The organism is Citrobacter enshiensis (assembly GCF_029338175.1).
GTDB lineage: Bacteria > Pseudomonadota > Gammaproteobacteria > Enterobacterales > Enterobacteriaceae > Citrobacter_D > Citrobacter_D enshiensis.
In genome coordinates this window covers 4,730,580-4,757,038 of the sequence record NZ_CP119862.1, presented here as the reverse complement: position 1 = coordinate 4,757,038, position 26,459 = coordinate 4,730,580, and the positions used below count along the sequence as shown (strand labels likewise).

24 protein-coding genes are annotated in these 26,459 nt (G+C 51.2%); 17 read left to right on the top strand and 7 right to left on the bottom strand.

The annotated features are described in order from the left end of the window. Positions 1-49: 49 nt before the first annotated feature. On the top strand, positions 50-1,315 hold the full coding sequence (locus P2W74_RS22630; protein ID WP_276293325.1) for an MFS transporter: 1,266 nt from the start codon (positions 50-52) through the stop codon (positions 1,313-1,315). 69 nt (positions 1,316-1,384) lie between these two features. Here the strand turns inward: P2W74_RS22630 and P2W74_RS22625 are convergent, their stop codons facing one another. Both P2W74_RS22625 and P2W74_RS22620 read right to left on the bottom strand, forming a co-directional pair. Beyond that, complete coding sequence (locus tag P2W74_RS22625; protein ID WP_276293324.1) at positions 1,385-2,173, bottom strand: DeoR/GlpR family DNA-binding transcription regulator; 789 nt, start codon at positions 2,171-2,173, stop codon at positions 1,385-1,387. Positions 2,174-2,212: 39 nt separating this feature from the next. Then, a complete protein-coding gene (locus P2W74_RS22620; protein WP_276293323.1) occupies positions 2,213-3,109 on the bottom strand; it encodes a sugar kinase in 897 nt (298 codons plus the stop codon). Positions 3,110-3,281: 172 nt separating this feature from the next. Here P2W74_RS22620 and yihU point away from each other — a divergent pair, with 172 nt between their 5' ends. The 11 genes from yihU to fabY all read left to right on the top strand — a co-directional run bounded on the left by yihU (position 3,282) and on the right by fabY (position 16,229). After that, positions 3,282-4,172, top strand: coding sequence for a sulfolactaldehyde 3-reductase (yihU, locus tag P2W74_RS22615; RefSeq protein WP_276293322.1), 891 nt, complete (start codon positions 3,282-3,284; stop codon positions 4,170-4,172). Between the two features lie 25 nt (positions 4,173-4,197). After that, a complete protein-coding gene (locus P2W74_RS22610; RefSeq protein ID WP_276293321.1) occupies positions 4,198-5,085 on the top strand; it encodes an aldolase in 888 nt (295 codons plus the stop codon). Positions 5,086-5,117: 32 nt separating this feature from the next. Next, complete coding sequence (locus P2W74_RS22605) at positions 5,118-6,128, top strand: zinc-dependent alcohol dehydrogenase (protein WP_203359413.1); 1,011 nt, start codon at positions 5,118-5,120, stop codon at positions 6,126-6,128. Between the two features lie 69 nt (positions 6,129-6,197). Then, positions 6,198-7,631 (top strand): MFS transporter, encoded by a 1,434-nt coding sequence (locus tag P2W74_RS22600; protein WP_203359412.1) that lies wholly within the window; start codon positions 6,198-6,200, stop codon positions 7,629-7,631. A gap of 89 nt (positions 7,632-7,720) precedes the next feature. Next, complete coding sequence (locus tag P2W74_RS22595; RefSeq protein ID WP_276293320.1) at positions 7,721-9,073, top strand: MFS transporter; 1,353 nt, start codon at positions 7,721-7,723, stop codon at positions 9,071-9,073. A 4-nt stretch (positions 9,074-9,077) separates the two neighbouring features. Further along, positions 9,078-9,953, top strand: coding sequence for an aldose epimerase family protein (locus P2W74_RS22590; protein ID WP_276293319.1), 876 nt, complete (start codon positions 9,078-9,080; stop codon positions 9,951-9,953). A gap of 511 nt (positions 9,954-10,464) precedes the next feature. After that, positions 10,465-13,203: an autotransporter outer membrane beta-barrel domain-containing protein gene (locus P2W74_RS22585; protein WP_276293318.1), complete on the top strand. Its 2,739-nt coding sequence runs from the start codon at positions 10,465-10,467 to the stop codon at positions 13,201-13,203. 140 nt (positions 13,204-13,343) lie between these two features. Continuing rightward, positions 13,344-13,943, top strand: a complete 600-nt coding sequence (yihX, locus tag P2W74_RS22580; protein ID WP_203359408.1) for a glucose-1-phosphatase — start codon at positions 13,344-13,346, stop codon at positions 13,941-13,943. After that, positions 13,937-14,809: a virulence factor BrkB family protein gene (locus P2W74_RS22575; RefSeq protein WP_276293317.1), complete on the top strand. Its 873-nt coding sequence runs from the start codon at positions 13,937-13,939 to the stop codon at positions 14,807-14,809. The genes yihX and P2W74_RS22575 overlap by 7 nt, the downstream gene beginning before the upstream one ends. Then, positions 14,806-15,243, top strand: a complete 438-nt coding sequence (gene dtd / locus P2W74_RS22570; protein WP_276293316.1) for a D-aminoacyl-tRNA deacylase — start codon at positions 14,806-14,808, stop codon at positions 15,241-15,243. Before P2W74_RS22575 ends, dtd begins: the two co-directional genes overlap by 4 nt. Positions 15,244-15,287: 44 nt before the next feature. Then, the gene (gene fabY, locus P2W74_RS22565; RefSeq protein WP_203359406.1) at positions 15,288-16,229 is read left to right on the top strand and encodes a fatty acid biosynthesis protein FabY; all 942 of its coding nucleotides are present in this window, start codon (positions 15,288-15,290) and stop codon (positions 16,227-16,229) included. A gap of 181 nt (positions 16,230-16,410) precedes the next feature. Here the strand turns inward: fabY and P2W74_RS22560 are convergent, their stop codons facing one another. Further along, the gene (locus P2W74_RS22560; protein WP_276293315.1) at positions 16,411-17,319 is read right to left on the bottom strand and encodes an alpha/beta hydrolase; all 909 of its coding nucleotides are present in this window, start codon (positions 17,317-17,319) and stop codon (positions 16,411-16,413) included. A 205-nt stretch (positions 17,320-17,524) separates the two neighbouring features. Here P2W74_RS22560 and P2W74_RS22555 point away from each other — a divergent pair, with 205 nt between their 5' ends. Together P2W74_RS22555 and P2W74_RS22550 are read left to right on the top strand one after the other, a co-directional pair. After that, complete coding sequence (locus P2W74_RS22555) at positions 17,525-17,767, top strand: ribbon-helix-helix domain-containing protein (RefSeq protein ID WP_192614423.1); 243 nt, start codon at positions 17,525-17,527, stop codon at positions 17,765-17,767. Further along, positions 17,767-18,141 carry a type II toxin-antitoxin system VapC family toxin gene (locus tag P2W74_RS22550; RefSeq protein ID WP_276293314.1) on the top strand — a complete coding sequence of 125 codons (375 nt, stop codon included), beginning with the start codon at positions 17,767-17,769 and terminating at the stop codon, positions 18,139-18,141. Before P2W74_RS22555 ends, P2W74_RS22550 begins: the two co-directional genes overlap by 1 nt. Positions 18,142-18,180: 39 nt before the next feature. On the opposite strand, the gene fdhE is transcribed toward P2W74_RS22550, so the two are convergent. The 4 genes from fdhE to fdnG are packed head-to-tail and all read right to left on the bottom strand — an operon-like array spanning position 18,181 to position 23,704. Next, a complete protein-coding gene (gene fdhE / locus P2W74_RS22545) occupies positions 18,181-19,110 on the bottom strand; it encodes a formate dehydrogenase accessory protein FdhE (protein WP_276293313.1) in 930 nt (309 codons plus the stop codon). Then, positions 19,107-19,742, bottom strand: a complete 636-nt coding sequence (gene fdoI, locus P2W74_RS22540) for a formate dehydrogenase cytochrome b556 subunit (protein ID WP_192613906.1) — start codon at positions 19,740-19,742, stop codon at positions 19,107-19,109. Before fdoI ends, fdhE begins: the two co-directional genes overlap by 4 nt. Continuing rightward, the gene (gene fdxH / locus P2W74_RS22535) at positions 19,739-20,641 is read right to left on the bottom strand and encodes a formate dehydrogenase subunit beta (RefSeq protein WP_276293312.1); all 903 of its coding nucleotides are present in this window, start codon (positions 20,639-20,641) and stop codon (positions 19,739-19,741) included. The genes fdoI and fdxH overlap by 4 nt, the downstream gene beginning before the upstream one ends. 12 nt (positions 20,642-20,653) lie before the next feature. Continuing rightward, positions 20,654-23,704 (bottom strand): formate dehydrogenase-N subunit alpha, encoded by a 3,051-nt coding sequence (gene fdnG / locus P2W74_RS22530; protein WP_276293311.1) that lies wholly within the window; start codon positions 23,702-23,704, stop codon positions 20,654-20,656. Positions 23,705-23,895: 191 nt separating this feature from the next. Here fdnG and fdhD point away from each other — a divergent pair, with 191 nt between their 5' ends. The 3 genes from fdhD (at position 23,896) to P2W74_RS22515 (ending at position 26,458) form a co-directional block, all read left to right on the top strand. Next, positions 23,896-24,732 (top strand): formate dehydrogenase accessory sulfurtransferase FdhD, encoded by an 837-nt coding sequence (gene fdhD, locus P2W74_RS22525; protein ID WP_276293310.1) that lies wholly within the window; start codon positions 23,896-23,898, stop codon positions 24,730-24,732. 129 nt (positions 24,733-24,861) lie between these two features. Next, positions 24,862-25,074, top strand: a complete 213-nt coding sequence (locus P2W74_RS22520) for a YdgH/BhsA/McbA family protein (protein WP_276293309.1) — start codon at positions 24,862-24,864, stop codon at positions 25,072-25,074. A 403-nt stretch (positions 25,075-25,477) separates the two neighbouring features. Next, a complete protein-coding gene (locus P2W74_RS22515; protein WP_276293308.1) occupies positions 25,478-26,458 on the top strand; it encodes a 6-phosphofructokinase in 981 nt (326 codons plus the stop codon). Position 26,459: the final 1 nt, after the last annotated feature.

Here is a 26,459-nt window from a genome sequence, read left to right as displayed (position 1 = left end):
TTGCTATTGCCTATAAAATAATGAATTTAGTCATACTTTAGGGGATATTATGCTCACCAAAAAGAAATGGGCGTTGTTTAGCCTGTTAACGCTGTGTGGCGGTACGATTTATAAATTACCGTCATTAAAAGATGCGTTTTATATACCAATGCAGGAATACTTTCATTTGACCAATGGTCAAATTGGTAATGCGATGTCGGTGAACTCATTTGTTACGACGGTGGGTTTTTTCCTGTCTATCTATTTTGCCGACAAACTGCCACGTAAATACACCATGTCGTTTTCGCTGATTGCCACAGGGCTGTTAGGGGTCTATCTGACAACAATGCCTGGCTATTGGGGAATACTCTTTGTATGGGCGTTGTTTGGCGTCACCTGCGACATGATGAACTGGCCAGTGCTACTAAAATCGGTGAGCCGATTGGGTAATAGCGAACAACAAGGACGCTTGTTTGGTTTCTTCGAAACCGGTCGCGGAATCGTTGATACGATTGTGGCGTTTTCTGCTCTGGCGGTCTTTACCTGGTTTGGCAGTGGGTTGTTGGGGTTCAAAGCCGGTATCTGGTTCTATTCCATTATTGTCATTGCGGTTGGGATCATCATCTTCTTTGTTCTGAACGATAAAGAGGATGCACCTACGGTCAATGTCAGCGATACCGAAGACACGAAAAAAAGCCCGGGTATGACGACGGTACTGAAGGACAAAACGATTTGGCTAATCGCCTTCAACGTCTTCTTTGTCTATGCCGTCTACTGCGGTTTAACGTTCTTCATTCCGTTCCTGAAAAATATTTATATGCTGCCAGTCGCGCTGGTGGGGGCCTACGGCATCATTAACCAATATTGCCTGAAAATGATCGGTGGTCCGGTTGGCGGTATGATTTCAGATAAGATACTGAAATCACCGAGTAAATACTTATGTTACACCTTCATGATCAGCACGGTCGCACTGGTGCTTCTCATTATGCTGCCTCATGAAAGTATGCCGGTCTATTTAGGGATGGCGTGTACGTTAGGATTTGGCGCGATCGTATTTACGCAGCGTGCTGTTTTCTTCGCACCGATTGGTGAAGCGAAAATTGCGGAAAACCATACCGGGGCCGCGATGGCGCTGGGCAGCTTTATTGGTTATGCACCCGCCATGTTCTGTTTCAGTCTCTATGGCTACATCCTGGATTTAAACCCAGGCATGGTCGGTTATAAGATTGTCTTCGGCATTATGGCCTGCTTCGCATTCTGCGGCGCGGTAGTGTCGGTGATGCTGGTTAAACGTATTAGCCAGCGTAAGAAAGAGTTGCAGGCAGCCGAAGCCTGATGCATTCTCCGAGATAAGCATGTAAAAAAGCCGCTGGGTAACTGACCAGCGGCTTTTCTATTTAAAGCGTCAGGAAGCCTCCTGATCGGCAACCACTAGCTCAATATTTTCCTCATTGAGTAATTGTTGGAATGAAGTTGGAGGAGGGGCATCGGTAAAAAATACCTGCACTTTACGCGCGTTACCGATGGACACTGCGGCGGATGCCGTAAATTTGGTGTGATCGGCAACTAATAACGTATTACGCGCATGTTTCATCATCGTCCTGGCGACGAGGGCTTCGTTGACATCAAACTCCAGTAGCGCCCCGTCATGCTCAATAGCGCCAATGCTGGTGATCAAATAATCGGCCCTGAACTCCTCAATAAAGCTCACTGCAGCAGGACCAATAATTCCCCCGTTATGCGCACGCAGAGTCCCTCCTGGCACCATTACTTCAATATCCTGGTTTTTATACAGAATTTGAGCAACTCGCAGGCTGTTGGTGATGATGCGCAAGTCCCGGCGATTGAGCAATGCTCTGGCGACCGCTTCCACTGTGGTTCCTATGGTAATAAAAACCGTACAGCGTTCTGGCAGATAATCGGCAACAGCTTCTGCTATCGCCCCTTTCTCCTGAGTGAGCGATAGCTCTCTTTGCTCAAAAGCGGTATTCATAACGCTTGATACGCGCCCGGCACCACCATGATGTCGTGTAATCAGTCCTTGTTCACTAAGTTTACGAATATCACGGCGGACCGTTTGTGTGGAAACATCAAGCAATTGTGCCAGTTCCTCGATATTCATATAGCCTCGTTCAGCGATGTAATGAACAAGCTGATCGTGTCGAGGGTTACCGGTGACTTCGGTGATGCTCATGAATACTCCTGTACTCTTCCCCTGTAAATGTTCACTATTTTACGCATAAAGTGACAAAAATGATTCGGTTTGCTCACGATTAGGAATTCCGGCGCGTCCCCCAGGCTGAGTACATTTCATTGCTGCTACTGCACTGGCGAACCTAATTGACTGTTCAATCGTCATTTTTTCTGCCAACGCGACGGCCAATGCCCCGTGAAAGACATCGCCAGCCCCGGTTGTATCAACGACATCAACAGAAAACGCAGACTGCTGGTGGAGGCGCTGATCTTCAATCCATAGCGATCCTTCCCCGCCAAGTGTGACATAAACCAGGCCTTCAGTTTGTGTCGCCGCCAGACTCAAACCTTTGGTTGGGTCATCTTGACCGGTCATGCGTTTTAGCCCTGGCGTCGAAAAAACCGCATGATCGGAAAGAGCAACCAGAGGCGTAATATCCTGCGGTGTCATATCTGCATCCAGCAGTGTCTGTACGCTGGCTGCCCGCGCTAGCGTAAAGGCTTTTAATGCACCTTCGTGCCAACGTACATCGGCCAGCACGATGTCATAACCTGTGAAATCAATCTCTTCCAGCCATTGCGCATCAGTGTCCAGGTCTGGACTCGGGTAGTTGACGATGATTCGTTCCCCGTGATTATCGACCAGAATGGCGGATTGTGATGAGCGCGCATTGGTGTATTGGCGACAATAGGTTGTATTCACTCCCCAGCCCTGAAGCTCGCTGATCAGCGTTTTTCCACAGCTATCGTCACCCAGTCGCCCAATGAAGTCGACTTCAATCCCGAGCCTGGCGATGGCAACCGCCGCAGTCGCTGCTGGCCCACCTCCCGTCTCAAGATATTGACTTGACTGATACTTACCACCTCCATCAGGCAAAGTGTTCAGAGAATAAATGCGATCCTGAACGGCGATTCCGACGCAAGCAATTCTGGTCATATGTGTTTGGTCCTGTGTGAAGTTGTCTTGTTTTGTTCATTTTAATGACATAAATGATCAAATTAGTGACGCACCTCTAGTTTTTAGTCATAAATTACAAATATGCTCAAAAACAGACGAAAATGACTTTTTATTTGTAATTATTTTGTCAACTAAAGACAGGAGATCGTTCATGACCACCATTGCATTCCTGGGATTGGGCCAGATGGGTAGCCCAATGGCCAGTAATCTGTTGCAAAAGGGGCATGCTTTACGCGTATTTGACGTTAATCAGCAGGCCGTCAATGAGTTAGTCCTACAAGGGGCAACTGCAGCTCAAACACCTGCTGAAGCAGCTAAAGGTGCAGAGTTCATCATCACCATGCTGCCAAATGGCGACATTGTTCGGCAGGTGATGTTGGGCGATTCCGGGGTGCATGAAACCGTATCCCATGATGCGTTAGTTATCGATATGTCCACCATCCACCCCCTCCAGACGGATGCGCTGATCAATGAGTTGAAAGAGAAAGGCATCAGCATGATGGACGCCCCGGTCGGCAGAACCTCAGTGAATGCTATTGATGGCACATTACTGATTCTTGCGGGCGGTACGCCTGAGCAAGTCGAACAGGCGCGTCCAATTCTGATGTGTATGGGGAACGAATTGGTAGAAGCAGGCGGCCCGGGAATGGGGATCCGCGTGAAGCTGATTAACAACTACATGAGTATTGCGCTGAACGCGCTGTCGGCAGAAGCCGCAGTCCTTTGTGAGTCTCTGGGTCTTAGCCTGGATGTGGCGATTAAGGTCATGAGTGGAACTGCCGCAGGCAAGGGACACTTTACGACAACCTGGCCTGGGAAAGTGCTGATGGGGGATCTGTCTCCGGCATTTATGGTGGACCTCGCACTGAAAGATCTGCGCATTGCCGTTGATGTTGCACACCAGACCGGCGCGCCGTTGAACATGGGTATTGCGGCAGAAGCCTACTACACCACGGCCAGCGAAAACGGCAGAGGACGCCAGGACTGGAGTGCGCTGTTATCTCAGGTTCGCCAGCAGGCTGGCCGTCCGGATTCACTTTAAATTTAAAACATTCACAGGAGTTACTATGTCTTCCCAAAATACCCCGTACACGCTGAAAGATATTTCTCGCCCAGGTGGTGGATTCGCTATGCTGGCCGTTGATCAACGTGAAGCCATGCGTCTGATGTTCGCCGCATCCGGACATCCAAAACCCGTTGCCGATAGCGTGTTGACTGACTTTAAAGTTGCCGCAACACAGATCCTTTCTCCTTATGCTTCGGCGGTTCTGGCAGATAAACAGTTTTGTCTTGATGAAATTGTCTCTCAGGGAGCCGTGGCTGATTCTTGCGGCCTGATCGTTGCTGCTGACCACTTTGTGCCTGGCAACGGCATTCCGGTTGATAGTGTTGAAATCGACAAAACGGTCGATCCGCATCAGACGCGTCAGATGGGCGCAAAAGCGATGAAACTGCTGGTGCTGTGGCGGGAAGATGAGCCAGCCGAAGTGCGTCTGGCGATGGTCGAGGAATTTGTCGAGCGCTGCCGGAGCGCCGGGTTGGTGAGCATTATTGAACCTGTAGTGCGCCCGCCTCGCCAGGGTTGGGAATTTGATAAAGAAGCTGCCATTGTTGCGGCGGCTGCAGAGCTTGGCGGTACGGGAGCCGATCTCTACAAGGCAGAAATGCCATTAGGTGGCAAAGGCGATGAACAGACTTTACTGGCTGCGTGCCAGAAACTTAACGACCAGATGAAGATGCCCTGGGTCATTCTCTCATCTGGTGTTGATGCGGATGTCTTCGGGCGTGCGGTTCGCATTGCCATGAAAGCTGGCGCTTCTGGGTTCCTGGCTGGGCGTGCCGTGTGGGCCTCCGTCGTCGGGGCGAAAGATCCGCAAACGATGCTGCGTGATGTTTCCGTTCCACGTCTTCAACGCCTGGCGGAAATTGTTGATGAAGGTATCGCGCAACGCTAATCACCCAATCATAACGATTCTGGAGAATAACAATGGATAAGATTACCCAGGTTTTATTTTCTGATATTGGAAAAGTCACCACCCAGTATGTGGAAGTGCCGCACCAGGAACTTAAACCACATGAAGTCCGCATTGCTCCTGTGTTTTATGGAATATGCGGCTCTGATCTGCACGTCCTGAAAGGGGGGCATCCATTCGCGAAACCTCCTGTCGTGCCAGGGCATGAAATTGCGGCACGTGTAACGGAGGTGGGGAGCGAAGTGACCCACATTCACGCAGGCGACCATGTTGTTGTCGATCCGATTATGGCCTGCATGGAGTGCCGTGCATGTAAGGCGGGGCGCTTTAATCTCTGTGAACCACCGCAGGTTGCAGGCTTTCGTGCACCAGGATTTGCCCGTTCACAGCATATCGTCCCTGCCCGGAACTGCCATGTTGCTCCTGCGTCTTTACCGCTGAAGGTTCTGGCCTTTGCTGAACCGGCAGCCTGCGCGCGTCATTGTGTAAACCGCATGCCGCAAGCCTCGCTGGAGAGCGTGTTAGTCATCGGAGCAGGAACCATTGGACTCTCTATTGTTCAGGCATTACGCATCATGGGCGCGGGAAAAATTACCGTTATCGAACCCGATGAAGCTAAACGCGCGCTGGCATTAAAACTCGGCGCCGCAGATGTCTGGGCGCCGGGCGAGCTTGATGCGGATGTTCGTTTCACGGGCGCGATTGATGTGGTTGCGGCTCAGGCCACGATTAACGATGCATTCATGCGCGTGTATGCGGGCGGTACGGTGGTGTGTATGGGCGTGCCGAGTGGGCCTCGCGAAGTCCCACTTCCGATGATGCAACGCTTTGAGCGCGATTTGCTCAATTCCGGCATGTATATACCAGAGGATTTTGATGCCGTTATTGAGTGGTTGGCGGATGGTCGGTTTGATACCAGTGAACTGGTAACCGATTTGTTCCCTGTCGATGATGCGGCGAAGGCATTTGAACGCGCGCAGCAAAATGACTCAATAAAAGTCATGCTGCAGTTCGCTGAAGATTGATGGTGTAAACCTCTGTCTGGCGCTGCGTAACAGCAGCGCCACCCTACAACAACGAAGAAGGACACTGCGATGAGTCAAATCACCAGTCCTGCACCATATTCAATCGGTCGTCCACAGGATGTGATTGATATAGTAAATAAAAACTCAGCAGTTAATACCAGCATCGGTGTCATTTTTATCGCATTGGGTGGCATTCTTATTGATGCGTATCAGGCTGCGATGGTGGGTTTTGGTAATAAGTACATTGCAGCCGAGTTTGGCATTTCTCCGGGTCTGGCGGCGACAGTTAACGCTTCCGTGTTAGTGGCGGCACTGATTGGCGGGCTATTAGCGAACCGTGTGATTAACCGCTTTGGTCAAAAGCGTGCATTTATCATCGGAATGGGGTTGTGCACGATCGGGGCGGCAGCCGTCGCCATTGCGCCTAATATCTGGTGGGTGCTGGTATGCCGTGTCGTGATGGGCTTTGGGTTAGGTATTGATTTCCCACTGGCCACTAACGCTGTGGCGGAATTACGGGGATCAACATCGAAGAAGACCGGTTCGTCCGTTAATCTTTGGCAAATGGCCTGGTATGTTTCAACCACCGTTGTTTATCTCGTTCTGCTTCCGTTGCTTCTGTCTGGTATTGCTGAAGAACAACTCTGGCGCTACGGAATTTTCGCGGGTGCCATCTTTGCCGTCATTATCATGATCCTGCGTTACTTTTTTATCGGTGAATCTGCGATGTGGGCTGCAAGGGTCGGTCGCTATGAAGAAGCCTGCGGGATTCTGGAAAAACGCTATGGCGTTAAAGCTCAGGTTGCTAAGTCATCTAAATCAGATGCTACCTCTGCTGAAAAACCAGAAAGTAAATTTCGTGGCGGTTATGGCATCTTGTTCAATTCACGCTACCGTAAACGCACCATTCTTGGCTGTGTCGTGGCAACCATGCAAGCCTGGCAATATAACGCCGTGGGCGTTTATTTACCGCTGACGCTGGCGGGAATACTGAGTGGGGGATTAACCGGCGCATTAACAGGTTCCGCGGTAGTGAACGCACTTTGTGGGGTCACCGGCGGCTTAATCGGCTCGCTCATTCTCCAGCGATTGGGGACGCGTCTCCAGTCGATGTATGGATTTGCGTTAGTGACCGTGGCGCTGCTGGCGTTAGGTGCCCTGGCAACCACGAGTCCCTGGCTTTCTTTAAGTCTGCTGGGCACGATTATATTCTTCCACTCTGCCGGTCCTGGCGGATTAGGAATGACCATTGCAACACTCTCTTACCCACCCACTATACGACCCACAGGTGTCGGGTTTGCGCGCGCCATCATGCGTACCGGGGCCATTGCCGGGCTTATCTTCTGGCCTATGTTATGGGGGGCGTTGAAGACTGAGGCGTTTTACTGGCTGGCGATCGTCCCTTTCCTTGGATTCCTTACTTGTGTGTTGATTAAGTGGGAACCGCTGGGAGCGAATGTCGATGCTGAGGATGAACAGGTATTAGCGGAGTTGGAAAAGTAATCACAATGCGCGTCGGCTTCTGCCGATGCGCTGACTCATAGAAAGTGGTTTTGTTCCGCAGCTTTCTCGCCGAGATGGAGAGGAAAATTATGTCTGAGAAATTATCTGGATCGAGTGAAGGGCTATCCGGCAAAGCCATGAGACGTGTCGTCATGGGAAGCTTCGCTGGTGCGTTGATGGAGTGGTATGATTTTTTTATTTTTGGAACGGCAGCAGGACTGGTTTTTGCTCCTCTGTTCTTCCCTGACAGCGATCCCTTTATTGGTCTGATTGCCGCCTTTGCTACCTTTGGTGTGGGTTTTTTAACCCGCCCGTTGGGTGGCATTGTTTTTGGCCATTTTGGTGATAAAGTCGGGCGAAAAATAACGCTGATCTGGACTCTGGGTATTGTTGGGACTTCAACCTTTTTAATTGGTTTTATTCCAACATATCAGGAGATTGGCATTTGGGCTCCGCTCATTCTGATGGTGCTTCGCCTGATTCAAGGATTTGGCCTTGGCGGAGAATATGGCGGTGCGGCGTTGATGACGATAGAGTCTGCGCCGGAGGCAAAACGTGGATTTCTGGGTTCGTTGCCGCAAACGGCAGCTTCAGTGGGCATTATGCTGGCTACAGGGGTTTTTGCGCTCTGTAATCATTTTCTGACCCAGGAGCAATTTCTTTCCTGGGGATGGCGTATTCCATTTTGGTTATCTGCCGTGATGCTGATTGTCGGTATGTTTATACGATTGCATACCGAAGAAACACTGGATTTTCAAAAACAAAAATCGGTTGAGACCGACGATAAAGCACCATTGCCGCTGATTGAACTCTTCCGCAAGCACCCGCGTAATATTCTTCTCGCGGTGGGAGCCCGGTTAGCAGAGAGCGTTTCATCAAATATTATTAATGCCTTTGGCATTGTTTATATTTCCAGCCAACTGGCGTTATCAAGGGATGTACCATTAACAGGTATGCTTATCGCTTCAGCGATTGGTATTTTTTGTTGCCCTTTGGTTGGATGGCTTTCTGACCGGGTTGGTCAGCGTAAATTATATTTGTTCGGTGCCGGTTTTTGCATCCTGTTTGCATTTCCATTTTTCTTGCTGCTGGATACAAAAAGTACACTCATTATTTGGTGCAGTATGATCCTGGGCTATAACTTAGGCCCAACGATGATGTTTGCGGTACAGCCCACGCTGTTTACCCGCATGTTTGGTACCCGGGTTCGCTATACGGGCCTTTCTTTTGCCTATCAATTTTCCGCAATTCTTGGCGGTTTAAGCCCACTTATCGCATCAAGCCTACTCGCGTTGGGCGGAGGTGAACCATGGTATGTGGCATTGTTCCTTTTTGGTATTTCAATCCTCTCATTTATTTGCGTCTGGCTTATCGAACCACATTCACACGATAACCCCGATGTGAAAAAACAATTAAAACCTTACCGCTATATCAGGGAGTAACGACATGAATGAGCACCAGCAAGCGCTACAACACGCTTTTGACGCCACCTGGCCCGGCCCTATGGGCGATCCCGTGCACCTGGAAAATAAACATATTTGCCTGCGGATTTATCCCCATGACGGGGCAAGGATAACCTCATTACAGGCATTTGGTTTTGAGGTTTTGCGACAGTGGGAGCCACAACGAAAAGCATTCCAGTATGGGTGCTTTCCGATGGTGCCCTGGGCTGGACGTCTCGGGTATGCGACATTGAAAGTTAACGAGCAAAGTTATGCCTTACCCGCGAATAAACCGCCTCACGCATTGCACGGAATGGCATGCTACTCATCATGGGAAATCGTCGAGCATAAAACGGATACGCTGACGCTGCGAATGCCACTTGGTTCTCCATGGCCCTGGTCGGGAGAGGTTCTGCAAATACTGACGCTTAAAGAGAATTCGCTGGTCTTACGTCTTGAGATCCACTCAAAGGCGGAATCCTTTCCTGCATCTGCGGGTTGGCATCCATGGTTTGTCAAACAACTGAATCAACAGAATAGCGACGGTCAATTACAGGTCGTTTTTGATGCAGACTGGCAGGAAGAAGCGGGAAGTGACGAACTGCCAACAAGCAGAAGAACGTCGCCTCAACCAGGGCCGTGGGACGACTGTTTTGGTTTTTCCTCTGGCTTAGATGTCAAATTGCAATGGCCAGGAAAACTGAGCTTGAACATGACATCGGCTGCACAAAGCCTGGTGGTCTTTGATAAACAACCCGATGCGACGTGCGTTAATCCGCTCACTCAGGCGCCGAATGCGATTAACCTCACGCCGCAGTTTGTCACGACAGATGCTCCTCTGGTCATTGAATCATGCTGGCAGTTTAATCAGCCAGGCTAGCGTATATCATTGAATAAGCTTTTTATCCTCAGCACACCTCATGGCAGTGCATGTTGACTGTTTTGTGCCTATGTACAAGAGGTGTTTCATTAAAGAACCGTCTGCAAAGACGGTTCCCTTCACATTTTTTATAAATAGATAATCTTCCTGGCGTTTCTTGCAAAATTCCTAAAGCCTTACTCTACGTTCACATGTGCTTCTCATCGTCATTGTTTTATAAGCTTTTTATTTCATGAAAATTCAGGTTTTTATTTTATGTAATTATCGGATAAGAATAATGCGAATATAGTGACTGCAATTTTAATTTTGCCGTCCTGTCGTCGCTGGCTATTTATTGACATATTGAATGATTAATTATATTTAATTTAAAAAGGCAGTGGCTCACTCATTTCTTGTATTACATATTCTTTATTTCCTTAAAGAGTTACAGGTTTGTTTTGCCTTCAGCTTTTATTTAAATGCAACGTTGATGCACTTTGCCCAAAAAGCCTTACGGAAAAGGTGAACTCTCATGAAAACTCCTGGTTTTATTCAAAAACGATTTCCTCCAACAAAGCTCTCACTTTGTATTGCCTGTGCGCTGGCACTCGGTGGACTCAGCGGACAGGTAACAGCTGCGGGGTGTAGTTACACAACCACGGCACAGTTGTTATGTGACAATACGACTATCTACCACTATGGAAATCCACTTGGCGGAGCAGGCCGGGATTACAGCGGATTTGATGAAGTTCGTATTGATACAACGTCAGAAGGCACAACGTCGGGGTTAACGGGGTGGGGTGTCTATATTGATAATATGGGATATAAATTTAAAAATCTGGTCATTAATACCACCGGCAAGGCTGCCGATGGTATTCACTCCAAAAATGCGGGTGGCAAGCTGGTTGCAGATAATATTTATATTACAGCGACCGGCAGTAGTTCAGATGGTATAAATATCGGTCGCGAATTACAGGCTGATTATTCCATTGTTGAAGTCAGCGGCAACGTCACGATTGATACTGAAAACGGTATGGGGCTGCGTGCGAATGCTTCGGCGAACAAAGATAACGCGCGATCGTCCATTATTATTCATGGTAATGCCGATATTGTGACTCGTGGCCCTGGGGGGGCCAACACAGGATATGGAATATATGCAGGGAAAGATCCTGCTCAGTATACCGGTACCGGGAAAGGCGACCCGGATGTCACGATAAATGGCACCACAAAAATCGCCACATCAGGTCGAAGTGCGCATGCAATATATGCCGGACGGCTGGGCGAGATTAACTTGAACCATGTGGATGTAAAAACCACGGGGGCGACTGCACATGGCGTTTACGCTTATTCGAGCTATGAGCCTGCCATTGTGAACCTGGGTGGCAATACATTCATTGAAGTTTCGGATAGTAACGCCTGCGCGCTTTACGCCTATGGTACGCAGGCGTTGATTCGCTCCTGGGATTACGTTTCTGATAGCGCATCATCCGGTGTGTATGACATAAAAGGCAACCTGCGTGCCTACTATGGCGGCATCATGGATCTGCGTATGGAAGAGGGGAGTCGTTTTGTGGGTAAAACCGACTCTTCACAACAGAACAGTAATACCAACTATCATGGCACGCTGGATCTGAGCATGAAGGGTGCCAATAGTGAATGGACGATGACCGGGACCTCCGTTCTCTCTAATCTGACGTTGGATCAATCCACACTGCGCTACAGTGCCGATGGCGTGTCTGGAGATGATGAAAGTACCTTTAAGACGCTGACTGTGATGGGGAACTATATTGGTACCGATGCGTTACTGGTACTCAACACCGTGCTTGAAGGCGATGAATCCTTAACCGATAAACTGATTGTGAAAGGTGATACTGTCGGGAATACCAATGTCGGTATTAACAATATCGGTGGTATGGGCGATCTGACCCTTAATGGTATTGAGATTGTGCAGGTTGAGGGGAACTCCAACGGCACTTTCACCAAAGCCGGGCGTATCGTGGCGGGTGGCTACGACTACGATGTGGTGAAGAATGCCAGCAACTGGTATCTCACCAGTCAATTGAGCCCAGTTGATCCTGACCCGGAACCCGACCCAGAGCCGGAAGATCCCGATCCGGTCGATCCACCAACGCCACCGGGGCCTGTTGATCCCGTTGATCCGCCAACACCTCCTGGTCCGGTTGACCCTGTTGATCCCCCTGCGCCTCCGGGCCCGGTCGACCCTGTTGACCCGCCAGCACCTCCAGGCCCGGTTGACCCGGTGGAACCACCAACGCCGCCAGCCCCCGCTCCCGGTGAACATCAGTATCGCCCGGAATTTGGTAGCTACCTGGCGAACAACTATGCGGCCAATACCCTGTTTATCACCCGATTGCATGACCGATTGGGGGAAACGCAATATACGGACATGCTGACGGGTGAACGAAAAGTGACCAGCCTGTGGCTGCGTAACGAAGGGGGACATACTCGCTTTACTGACGGTAGCAACCAGTTGAAAACGAAAGCGAACCGCTATGTGATGCAGATAGGTGGTGATCTGGCGCAATGGAGCAGTGATGGCCTGGATCGATGGCATCTGGGTGTAATGGCGGGTTACGCCAATCAGAAAAGTAAAACGCATAACACATACACCGGGTATGCGTCCCGCGGTCATGTGAATGGCTACAGTGCAGGTCTGTATGCGACCTGGTATGCAAACGAAGCGGATAAAACAGGAACCTACCTGGACAGCTGGATTCTGTATAACTGGTTTGATAACACCGTGAGCGGCGATCATCTGGCCAGCGAGAAATATAAGTCAGACGGTATTACGGCCTCTATTGAAGGCGGTTACAGCGTCCTGTTGGGGAAAAGTGAGCGTGCAAGTTACTGGATCCAACCCAAAGCACAGGTTATCTGGATGGACGTGCAGGCTGATTCGCACCGCGAAAGCAACGGCACCCAGGTGAAAGATACAACCGACGGCAACCTGATGACCCGACTCGGCGTGCGTGCATACCTGAAAGGCCATAACGCGATCGATGATGGTAAAAACCGTGAGTTCCAGCCGTTTGTAGAAGCTAACTGGATCCACAATACCCACAACCAGAGTGTCCAGATGGGGGCAATTCAGGATGAAATCAGCGGCACTAAAAATATCGGTGAGCTGAAAGTGGGGGTTGAAGGGCAAATTAATCCGCGCCTGCAGGTGTGGGGCAACGTCGCTCAGCAGGTTGGCGACAACAGTTATAGCGATACTGCGGCTATGTTGGGTGTTAAGTACAGTTTCTAAACGCGACACCAGGGGAAATAAGGCGATGCATGGCATCGCCTTTTTCAGATATGACCGTTACCGGTTTCACGATGTGGCACATAGTCAAACCTCTCCTTTCCCGCTACAGTTATTCATCCACGGCTAGCAAGGAGAAGAACATGCTCTATATCTTTGACTTAGGTAATGTGATTGTCGATATCGACTTCAACCGCGTGTTAGGTACCTGGAGCGATCTGAGCCGTGTCCCGCTGGCTTCGTTGAAGCACAGCTTTACGATGGGGGAGGCTTTTCGCCAGCATGAACGGGGTGAAATAACCGATGAGGCTTTCGCGGAGGCTGTCTGTCATGAAATGGCGCTGCCGCTGAGTTACGAACAATTTTCTCACGGCTGGCAGGCCGTTTTCGTTGGCATACGGCCAGACGTTATCGGCATTATGCACAAGCTGCGCGAGCAAGGGCATCGCGTCGTCGTTCTTTCTAACACCAACAGGCTGCATACCACATTCTGGCCGGACGAATACCCGGAGGTTCGCCAGGCCGCCGACCATATTTATCTTTCCCAGGAACTGGGGATGCGTAAACCGGAAGCGCGTATTTACCAGCACGTCCTGCAGGCAGAAGGTTTTTCTGCGGACGATGCCGTCTTTTTTGATGACAACGGCGATAATATAGAAGGGGCTAACCAGTTGGGGATCACCAGCATCAGGGTGACCGACAAAACAACCATCCCGGACTATTTCGCGAAGTTGTTATGCTAAAAAACGTTCACCAAAAAGCCAGGCATCATACGCGTCCAATATGGGCCTGGCTTAAGTTATTGTGGCAGCGCATTGATGAGGACAATATGACGACCCTGGCAGGTAATCTGGCCTACGTCTCATTGCTCTCATTAGTGCCCTTCATTGCTGTTGTTTTTGCCCTTTTCGCTGCATTTCCCATGTTTTCTGACGTGAGTCTTCAACTGCGTCACTTTATCTTCTCCAACTTTCTCCCCGCGACCGGGGATGTCATTCAGCGTTATATCGAACAGTTTGTCGCCAATTCCAACAAGATGACGGTGGTGGGAGCCTGCGGGCTGATCGTGACGGCGTTGCTGCTAATGTATGCTGTTGATAGTGCGCTGAATGCCATCTGGCGCAGCAAGCGCACGCGCCCAAAAGTCTACTCTTTTGCCGTTTACTGGATGATCCTGACGCTGGGCCCGCTGCTGGCAGGCGCCAGCCTGGCGATCAGTTCATATCTACTCTCTCTTCGCTGGGCCAGTGAACTCAATAGCGTTATTGATGATGTGCTGCGCATTTTTCCGCTGTTGCTTTCCTGGATCTCGTTCTGGTTGCTGTATAGCGTTGTCCCCACCATACGCGTCCCAAACCGGGATGCGATCGTCGGGGCATTTGTCGCTGCCATACTGTTTGAGGCGGGGAAGAAAGGATTTGCGCTCTATATCACTATGTTCCCGTCTTATCAGCTTATTTACGGCGTACTGGCGGTGATCCCAATTTTGTTTGTCTGGGTTTACTGGACGTGGTGTATCGTCTTGCTTGGTGCAGAAATAACTGTCACTCTCGGGGAATACCGCAAACTCAAACTAGCCGCAGAACAAGAAGAAGCAGACCAACCATGATTGCATTAATTCAGCGCGTAACCCGTGCCAGCGTCACCGTGGAGGGAGAGGTGACGGGTGAAATCGGCCCAGGACTTTTAGTGTTATTGGGTGTCGAAAAGGATGATGACGAACTGAAAGCGAATCGCTTGTGCGAACGCGTACTGGGATATCGAATTTTCAGCGATGCCGAAGGCAAGATGAATCTGAACGTGCAGCAGGCAGGAGGCAGCGTGCTGGTGGTTTCGCAGTTTACGCTGGCAGCCGATACCGAACGCGGCATGCGTCCGAGTTTCTCGAAGGGGGCCGCGCCGGATCGCGCAGAAGCGCTATATGAATACTTTGTTGAGCGTTGCCGCCAACAGGAAATGAACACGCAAACCGGGCGTTTCGCTGCCGATATGCAGGTTTCGCTGGTTAATGATGGCCCCGTGACGTTCTGGTTACAGGTATGAGCCAGCTTCCGGTGTGGCCGCAGGTAACAAGAGAGAGTACATCTATGTATCACCTTCGAGTACCGCAAACAGAAGAAGAATTAGAGCGTTACTATCAGTTTCGCTGGGAGATGCTGCGTAAACCCCTACATCAGCCAAAAGGCTCCGAACGTGATGCCTGGGATGCCATGGCGCATCATCAGATGGTCGTGGACGAAGAGGGGAATCTGGTCGCTGTTGGCAGGCTGTATATCAATGCCGACAACGAAGCCTCCATCCGCTTTATGGCTGTTGATCCTGCGGTGCAAGAGAAGGGGCTGGGAACATTGATGGCGATGACCCTGGAGTCCGTGGCGCGCCAGGAAGGGGTAAAACGCGTTACCTGTAGCGCCCGTGAAGATGCGGTCGAATTTTTCGCCAAACTGGGTTTTGTTAATCAGGGCGAAATTACCACACCGCAAACCACGCCGGTTCGACACTTTTTAATGATTAAGCCTGTTGCCACACTGGATGACATTCTGCATCGCGGCGACTGGTGCGGGCAGCTACAGAGTGCCTGGTATGAGCACATCCCTCTGAGTGAGAAAATGGGGGTGCGTATTCAGCAGTACACCGGGCAAAAATTTATCACCACCATGCCTGAAATGGGCAACCAGAATCCGCATAAAACCTTATTTGCCGGAAGTCTTTTTTCTCTGGCAACGCTGACGGGGTGGGGACTTATTTGGTTAATGCTGCGCGAACGCCATCTTGGCGGCACTATTATTCTTGCTGATGCCCATATTCGTTACAGCAAGCCCATCAGCGGCAAACCGAGTGCCGTCGCTGATTTAGGCTCATTGAGCGGCGATCTGGATCGTCTGGCAAGAGGCCGCAAAGCGCGCGTCCAGATGCAGGTGGAACTCTTCGGTGATGACGCGCCGGGCGTGGTGTTTGAAGGCACTTACATTGTGCTACCCGCGAAGCCGTTTGGCGCGTACGAAGAGGGCGGTAACGAGGAAGAGTAGAGGTTATCTCAGAGGGCGGATCGGACCACTTCACGGGTTGAACCAGAGCGGCAGTGTTGACCATTTTGATAATGAAACGGTCGGGGTGATCGGCAATGGTGATGCTGGTTCTTCCTGGCAGCAACACATCCTGGTGTTATCTATTAACACCCGATGGCAATGCAAAATGACACGGGGAATATTACCTTCCCGCCTTCAATGCCACATTCCGTATGACTTCCCGTGCCGCCAGGCTGATGCCACCCAACTGAAAGAAGCCATGAATGACTCCGAGATAGCGCTGGCAGGTACACGCTACGCCTTGCTCTGTCATTCTCTGATAAAGCGCTTCCCCTTCGTCGCATAGCGGGTCGAATTCTGCAGTAATGATATGAACAGGCGGCAGGCCATTGAAATCATCTCGCCACAGCGGGCTGGCTTCCGGATGGTGGCGATCGATGCCCGGCAGGTACATCTCATAACCGCTAAGCAGCGTATCGCGGGTGATGATGTAATCCAGTCCATTACGGGTATAGCTTTCAAAGTAAGCCGTTGCGTCGAGCATGGGGTAAATCAGGATAAGCTGCGCAGGTTGCCACTCACCAGTCGCCTTGAGCCGTAAGGCTGTCACCAACGCCAGGTGCCCACCCGCGCTATCGCCCGCCAGAGTGATACGATGCTTATCCACGCCAAACAGTTCGGCATGTTGCCAGATCAGGTCTGCCCCTTTTAGCGCGTCATCATGGGCAGCGGGAAAAGAGTGTTCTGGTGCCAGTCGATACTGGACGGCGATCACCCGACATTCGCCATAGAACGCCAACTGGCGTAGCTGTTTGTCATGAGTGGCAAAGCCACCGCTAACAAAACAGCCACCGTGGTAGTAGATAATCGTGGGCAGAATCGTGGAACCACGAAGCGGCGAATAGACGCGAAACGTTATCCCCTCCCGTTCGATAGTCTGGATATGGACGCGTGATTCAGTCTCTCCCGCCAGGACTGAACTGGCGATGTACCCCGCCCTCCGATCATCAATACTCTGTTGACGTGAAGAGGGGCGACCCGCTGCGATAAACGCGGCAACTTGCTCAGCAATACCTTTTTCCAGTGCCATGGTGAAATCCTTTTTGCTGTATGGATGTACAGTTTATACGCCTGATTTTGGCGGATGGGAATAGAGAGAGGCGGGGAAATGCGCATTCTGGAAAGGTGCTCGCAAAAGTGAAAAGACCTCCACGAGCCCTCTATTTTTTAAAATAAACCGGGTGTAAATTGCTCATACTTTAATCTTAGGTGATATGCTGGAGATATATATGAGCATAATGACTGGACTGGATATGGGCAGAATTTTACTCGATTTATCTGATGAAGTGATTAAACGGCTGGACGATCTCAAGGTGCAGCGCAATCTTCCGCGTGCCGAACTGTTACGGGAAGCGGTTGAGCAGTATCTGGAAAGACAGGATCAGGCAGAAACAACAATTTCTAACGCACTTGGCCTGTGGCAAGGCTGTGAAGAAGATGGCGTTGAATACCAGCGCAAACTTCGCGAGGAGTGGTAATGGCTAAAGGATCGGCACTTTTTGACACCAATATTTTAATCGATTTGTTCAGCGGGCGAGGGGAAGCAAAGCAAGCGCTGGACGCATGGCCGCCGCAGAATGCGATAAGCCTCATCACCTGGATGGAAGTGCTGGTTGGCGCCAGGAAATACAATCAGGAACATCGCACACGGGTTGCGATGAGCGCATTTAACATCATTGGTGTTTCGCAGGAGATTGCTGAGCGAAGCGTTGTTCTACGGCAGGATTATGGACTGAAGCTTCCGGATGCCATTATTCTGGCTACCGCACAGATTCACCGTCTTGAACTGGTCACGCGCAATACGAAGGATTTTGCGGGAATACCTGGCGTCGTGACGCCCTATGAACTGTAACTCGGGCGACTTACGCCGCCCGGTAATATACAAGGGAACTTACTCCCCCTCTCCTGGGAACAGGAACGGGTTGATGGAACTGCGGGCAAAGCCCTCTTGCTCCATACGTGCGTCCAGTATCAGTGAGGCGAGGTCGTCGGCAACGGCTTCTACTTTCGGGTCTTTTTCCTGATAAAGAATCTTCAGGTAAGTGCCACAGTCACCGCAGCTTTCCGCTTTAATCGCTGCCTGCTCGTTATCGAGAGACCAGTAGTGCAAATCGCGGCTCTGTTCGCAGTTGCTGCATTTCACGCGGACCACGTGCCACTCGGTTTCACACAGGTTGCAGTGCAGGTAACGCAGGCCCTGGGTGGTGCCAATTTGCACCATGCTGGAGACCGGCATTGAGCCGCACACCGGGCAGAACTGGCGTTGCTCGCCATATTCCGCACGGGCTTTCCCCGGAATCAGGCTCGCCATTTGCGCCCAGTAAAGCGACAGTGCGGCCCAGATAAACGGCGCTTTATCACTGCTCACTAACGAGAAGTCAGAGGCAAACAGCGCGCTGGCCATCATTTCCAGTTCCTGAGAGGACGCTTTCTCCAGATTCTCAATCACCGCCAGTGCCGGGCCGTTCATTTCGGGTTTCAGCTCGGCAATCAGCGAAAGCAGGAGTTTCTGCCAGTGTTTATCACGCGGTAAAACGTGAATATCCAGTGGAGGCTTACCCTGCTCATTTGCCTCTTTGATGCGTGCAGTGAGATCTATCTCTAACGGATGATCGTACAGCACCACTTCCTGGGCATGCGCGATCAGCGCGGCAAAGCGCAGGTAATCGCCCAGTGGGTTATTCTCGGCCAGCTCGCGCAGACGTTCAGCGCGGCGGTTATATACATTTTTGAGTCTGGGGAATAACAACGGCGGAATCATATCCGCCGTGCGTTTTTCGCTCGAACCCAGCTCATCTTGCGGGATTATGCGAATACTCATTCAGATGACTTTTCCTGTTTCTGGCGAACTTCACGGTACCAGCGCGGGTGATGTTTCTTCGCCCACGATTTGGTTACCCATCCTTCCACCATCGCGGTAATGGTGCCTTTCACCCAAAGGGCGGCGTAAATATGCACCATGATAACCACAATTAACGCCACTGCGGCAAATGAATGCAGCATTAACGCGAATCGGATCACCGGGATTGAGAAAGCAGGCGCAAAGTACGGACGCCAGATGATCACACCGCTCACCAGCAACAGTACCAGGAAGATAATCGCCGCCCAGAAAACGCATTTCTGACCGAAGTTATACCGCCCGGTGTCACCTACTTCCTCGTTGACGACAATCTTACGAATATTCTTCGCCCAAAAGATATCATCCCGATTGATTAGATTGTGGTGCCAGTAACGGAAAAACATGATGATGAACGAGGCAAACATGATCACGCCAACAAACGGGTGCAGAATTCGCGCCAGTTGTGGAGTGCCCATGATCTGCATCAGCCAGTTGAAGGAGGGGAAGAAGAACCCCAGCCCGCTCACCGCCGCCAGGATGAAGCAGAAGGCGGTGACCCAGTGGTTGATACGTTCCGGCGCGGAGTAGCGCACGATGGTGTCACGTCGTTTCATTTGCGCACCTCGTCATTCTCTTCGTGCAGATTGTCATCTTCCTCTTCCGTACGGTTCGGACCTACGCCAACGTAGTGGAAGATACTGGCGGCAAAGGTCGCGGCAAAGCCGACCGCTGCGAGAGGTTTCCAGATGCCTTTCCAGAATTTCACGGTCGCGCTGATTTCCGGGTTCTCCGGCAGACCGTGGTACAGATTCGGCTTGTCGGCATGGTGCAGCACGTACATCACGTGCGTACCGCCAACGCCTGCCGGATCGTACAGACCCGCATTGTCGTAGCCACGCGTTTTCAGTTCAGCCACGCGTTCGCTCGCCAGCGTTTTCATATCCTCTTTGGTGCCAAAGTGAATCGCACCCGTCGGACATGTTTTTACACAGGCCGGTTCTTGCCCGACGTTCACACGGTCAACACACAGCGTACATTTGTAGACGCGGTTGTCTTCCGGATTCAGTCGCGGCACGTCGAACGGGCAGCCAGCAATGCAGTAGCCGCAGCCGATGCACTGCTCAGACTGGAAGTCGACGATGCCGTTGGCGTACTGAATGATCGCGCCTTCTGCCGGACACGCCTTCAGGCAGCCCGGATCGGCGCAGTGCATACAGCCGTCTTTGCGGATCAGCCATTCCAGTTTGTCGTCCTGCTCTACTTCCGAGAAGCGCATCACCGTCCAGGATTTGGCGGTTAAATCCGCCGGGTTGTCATACACCCCGACGTTGCTACCGATTTCATCACGAATATCGTTCCACTCAGAACAGGCCACCTGACAGGCTTTGCAGCCGATACAGGTGGTGACGTCAATAAGCTTCGCCACCTCTTCCTGATGGTCCCGCGCCTGAGGCGCGGGGGTGAAACCGTTAGTCGCGGAACGACGGATAATGTCTTGCGATTGATAAGCCATAAGTCGTCTCCGTTACACCTTTTCCACGTTCACCAGGAAGGACTTAAATTCCGGTGTCTGCGTGTTCGCATCACCGACGAACGGCGTCAACGTATTGGCGATAAAGCCTTTCTTCGCCACGCCCTCGTAGCCCCAGTGAATAGGAATACCGATGGTATCGATATCCTTACCGTTTGCTTTCAGCGTGCGAATACGCTTGGTCACCACCGCCTTGGCTTTGATGTAGCCACGGTTGGAAGAGACCTTCACGGTATCGCCATGAGCGATGCCGAGTTTATTCGCCAGCTTCTCGCCGATCTCCACGAACTGTTCCGGCTGTGCGATAGCGTTAAGCAGCGCATGCTTGGTCCAGTAGTGGAAGTGCTCGGTCAGACGATACGTGGTCCCGACATACGGGAATTTATCGGCTTTACCCAGCGCCTCTTCGTCGCCTTTAAAGATACGAGCGGCAGGGTTGGAGATAACGTTCGGGTGCAGCGGGTTCGTGCCCAGCGGCGTTTCAAACGGCTCGTAGTGTTCCGGGAACGGTCCTTCCGCCATCTTATCGATAGCAAACAGGCGTCCCATCCCTTCCGGTTGCATGATAAACGGCCCGACATTGCTGCCCGGTGCGGCGGCGCTGTAGTCCGGAATATCCATCCCGCTCCATTTTGCGCCGTCCCATTTCAGGATCTGACGTTTTGGATCCCACGGGTTGCCCTGCGGGTCAGCGGAAGCGCGGTTATACAGAATGCGACGGTTAAGCGGCCACGCCCACGCCCAGCCCAGCGTATTGCCGAGACCTGACGGGTCGGCGTTATCGCGACGCGCCATCTGGTTGCCTTCCGGCGTCCAGCTACCGGCGAAGATCCAGCAACCGCTGGAGGTGGTGCCGTCGTCACGCAGTTGCGCGAACGAACTGAGCTGTTGGCCTTTCTTGACGATCACGGCACCCGTTGCCGGGTCGATGATATCGGCCAGCGCCTTACCGTTACTCTCCATCGCCACTTCTTCCGAAGCCGGCTCATGTGGCGTGGAGTAGTTCCAGCTCATGCTCAGCACTTGTTCCGGGTTCGCACCACCCTGTTCGGCGTACATCTTGCGCAGGCGCAGGAAGATACCGGCGAGGATTTCACCATCGGTTGCGGCAATCCCTGGGGCATCCGCGCCTTTCCAGTGCCACTGCAGCCAACGACCGGAGTTCACGATAGAACCGTTCTCTTCGGCAAAGCAGGTGGACGGCAGACGGAACACTTCAGTCTGGATTTTTGACGGATCAACGTCGTTCGACTCACCATGGTTTTGCCAGAAGGTGGACGTCTCAGTGTTGAGCGGGTCGATGGTCACCAGGAACTTCAGTTTGGAGAGTGACGCTACGACTTTGTTTTTGTTCGGGAATGAAGCAACTGGGTTAAAGCCCTGGCAGATATAGCCGTTGACCTTGCCCTGGCTCATCATCTCGAAATACTGCAGAACGTCGTAGCCCTTGTCCCACTTCGGCAACCAGTCAAAGCCCCAGCTGTTTTCGGCTGTCGCTTTATCACCAAAGAAGGCCTTCATCATTGAGACGAAGAATTTCGGATAGTTGCCCCAGTAGTTCACCTGGCCTTCCAGCAGCGGTTTTGGTGTGCTGGCGGCAAGGTAGGTTTGCAGGTCAGTTTGCTTCTCGCTTGGCAGCGTCATGTAGCCCGGCAGGCTCTGTGACAACAGGCCAAGGTCGGTCAGACCCTGAATGTTTGAGTGACCACGCAGGGCGTTAACGCCGCCGCCTGCCATCCCCATGTTGCCGAGCAGCAACTGGATCATCGCCATGGTGCGGATGTTCTGCGCGCCAACGGAGTGCTGGGTCCAGCCGAGGGCATACAGGAACGAAGCGGTTTTGTCTTTCGCGCTGGTTTCTGCGATGTACTCACACACTTTCAGGAAGTCGGCTTTCGGCGTACCACAGATGTTTTCCACCACGTCCGGCGTGTAGCGGGAGACGTGCTGTTTCAGCAGGTTCCATACGCAACGCGGGTGTTGCAGAGTGGTATCGCGTTTAGCGAAGCCGTTTTCGTCCAGCTCGTAGTTCCAGCTGGTTTTATCGTACTTGCGTTTGTCCGCGTCATAGCCGGTAAACAGGCCATCGTCGAAGCCATAATCTTCACGCACGATCAGGCTGGCGTTGGTATAGGCTTCGGTATATTCGCGGTTGAATTTTTCGTTGTTCAGCAGGTACAGCATGACGCCTGACAAGAAGGCAATGTCAGTACCGGAACGGATTGGCGCATAGAAATCGGCCACCGACGCTGTACGCGTGAAACGAGGATCAATCACAATCAGCTTCGCGCCGTTGTGAATTTTGGCTTCCATCGCCCAGCGGAAACCTACAGGGTGAGCTTCAGCGGCATTACCGCCCATCACCACGATCAGGTTGGCGTTCTTGATGTCGACCCAGTGGTTGGTCATCGCACCGCGACCAAATGTTGGAGCAAGACTTGCTACCGTTGGTCCGTGTCAGACGCGCGCCTGGTTGTCGACCGCGAGCATACCCAGCGCGCGGGAGAATTTTTGTGTTAAATAGCCGGTTTCGTTACTGGAAGCGGATGCGCACAGCATCCCGGTGGAGAGCCAGCGGTTAACGGTAACGCCTTCGGCGTTTTGTGCAACGTAGTTGGCGTCGCGGTCTTCTTTCATTAGTTTGGCGATGCGGTCAAATGCCTCATCCCAACTGATTTGTTGCCACTTATCAGAGCCTGGTGCACGGTATTCCGGGAACTTCAGGCGGCTTTCTGAGTGAATGAAGTCCACCAGACCAGCCCCTTTCGGGCAGAGCGCACCGCGGTTTACCGGATGGTCCGGATCGCCTTCGATGTGGAAGATAGATGCTTTGGCGTTTTTAGCTCCATCGCCGAGACTGTACATTAACAGCCCACAGCCGACGGAACAGTAAGTGCAGGTGTTACGGGTTTCGCGGGTGCGCAGCAGTTTATATTGCCGTGTTTCCGCGAGCGCTACGCCGGGCGCGAAGCCCAGTGCCGCTGCCGTGGTGCCTGCCATACCGCCAGCGCAGATCTTAAAGAACTGCCTTCTGCTGACCTGCATGGTTTGCTCCTTGTTTCGACATTGTCACTTCCCTTTTACATTTGTATCCAGATGCGCGGGGAGTGGTTGTTATTTTTCTTTACGGATGTGCCCGTAAAGGTCCAGAATTGGGGTAATTTCCCTCCATCCAGGAGGGGTTTGTAAAGAATACCACAATGTTGGTATGCGTGTTCTTATACGGTTAAAAGAAAGTGAATAAGATACATCCCGAAGAGGTTCAAAACGTGACGTGCGTCACAGGTTCTCGCCAGGTGACCTTATGGAAACGTGAGGATTTACAACATCCTCAGCCGGATGAGGTAGCTGAAGAAGTGCCCGTCGCGTTGGTATACAACGGGATTTCTCACGTCGTGATGATGGCTTCTCCAAAAGATCTTGAGCACTTCGCGATGGGCTTTTCGCTTTCTGAAGGCATTATCGACCACCCGCGCGATATTTATGGGATGGAGGTTGTACCTTCCTGCAATGGCCTTGAAGTCCAGGTCGAACTCTCCAGCCGCCGTTTCATGGGGCTGAAAGAACGCCGCCGGGCATTGGCCGGGAGAACCGGTTGCGGGGTTTGTGGCGTTGAGCAACTCAACGACATCGGTAAACCCGTTCAACCTCTGCCATTTACCCAGAGGTTTGACCTTGCGAACCTTGATCATGCCCTCAGGCATCTGAGCGATTTTCAGCCGATTGGGCAGCTCACCGGGTGTACTCACGCCGCGGCATGGGTTCTGCCCTCCGGTCATCTGGCTGGGGGACATGAGGATGTGGGTCGACACGTTGCACTGGATAAACTGCTGGGTCGGCGTGGCAGGGAAGATGACACCTGGAAAAGTGGTGCCGCGCTGGTTTCCAGTCGCGCCAGCTATGAGATGGTGCAAAAGTCAGCGATGTGCGGCGTCGAGATCCTGTTCGCCGTTTCCGCCGCCACCACGCTCGCGATTGAAGTCGCCGAGCGCTGTAATTTGACGCTGGTGGGTTTTTGCAAACCGGGCAGAGCGACGATTTATACCCATCCACAGCGATTGATTGCTGAGTAAAATAATAGTCAAAAATTTTGAATTAGTTTGGCAAATCCCTCCGCTTTTAGTTGTGTGATGTGAAGGCTATTATTTATCACATCAAGGCAAAATGCCTTATCAAAACAACTAAATTAAAAGGGTTATACCATGAAAAGCATCAAAATTTTTGTCGCAGCTATCGCTCTCGCTACGTCTTTCGGCTCTTTTGCCGCACAGTCGATTACTGCGACAGGTTCGACGCTGGAAAGCGCTGAAGCGAAAATTGCCGCTCAGGCTGAACAGGCGGGTGCCAGCGCCTACAAAATCACTCAGGCTTACACCGGTAACCGTGTGCATATGACGGCCGAACTGCTGAAATAAGTATTCCAGCCAACTGTCGAAAGAGCGCCCTTGCGGCGCTTTTTTTGTATCTGCTATTCCTTCCCGCCGCTATTATTCCAGTTAATGAGGCACCCTGAAAATAAAAAACAGGGCCTTAATCACATTTTTGCCTTTTCATAAAATACGCTTCCTCATCGAATAGCATTGCGAAGATAATGGATTTACCTTCGGTCTTTAACTCAATGATAATTAACTAAATTCAAAAACAAATGTTAACTCCGTCGCTGTTTTAAATAGAGACATTGATCACAAAAAACACTGTTAATTAAGCGCTGTCAATACCACGGATTGGCAAAATTATCGGCATTTTGTGATCTTCATTGCAAATAACTAGCTTGAAGTCAGGGAAAAATGTTTCCACGGACGCTTCGGAGGAAACGCGATGAAAATGGGTATTGTCATTAGTGGTGGAGACGTTTCTGGAATTAATAATTTTATATTCCAGGTGGCTAAACTCGCGAATGCGGAAATTACATTATTCAATGGTGGTATTCCTGGTTTACTGGAGAAAAATCACCATGACGTCACCTGGCGCGATTTGGTTGATTTTTCCATCGCGGCAATACCGATCATTACGTCGGGAAGAACAATCCGTAAATTGCAACGTAGCGAATACGAAGCGATCGCGAAAAAAATAAAGTCGCTGCGTATTGACGTGCTCATTATGGCCGGCGGCGACGGCAGTTTGCAGTTTCTGAATACTCTGAGTGAATTTGATATCAATTGCTTTGGCGTGGGAATGACCATCGATAATGATGTTTATGGCAGCCATTATACGATCGGATTTTCGACCGCCTGCGAACAGATTATTAAGGAGGTTTCGCGTTTACGAAATACGGGCAGAGCGCTTCCTGGGCGCGTTTTTATGGTGGAGTTATTGGGGGGATATTGTGGCGAATTGACACTGCAGTCAGCCATTAAATGCAATGCGGATATCGCCTTGATACCAGAATCCCAGATGCCGCTTGAAACGTTAGCGCAGCGGGTGAAACAGAAACTGGCAGTCCAAAACAGCGTGATTATCCTGTGCTCAGAAGGCTATACCAGGGAATACTCTCCCGGCTTTCAGGGGGCCATTGATACGATGATCAAGCAACTCGAACCGCGCATCGGCGAGCGAATTCGTAAAACGATTGTCGGGTACGGTTTGCGTAATGGCGACCCAACCTGTGAAGAAATTTATCAGGGCACCATTATGGCGAACGAAGTGGTTCGGTGCGTTCAGTCAGGGATGAAAAATAAAGCCATTATTATAAATCAAAGTAATAAACCTATTCCGATTGATTTAGTCAGTATGAAAAAACGTCTGGTCGATACAGACGGACATCATTACAAACTTGCCAAACAACTCAATATTATTTGAG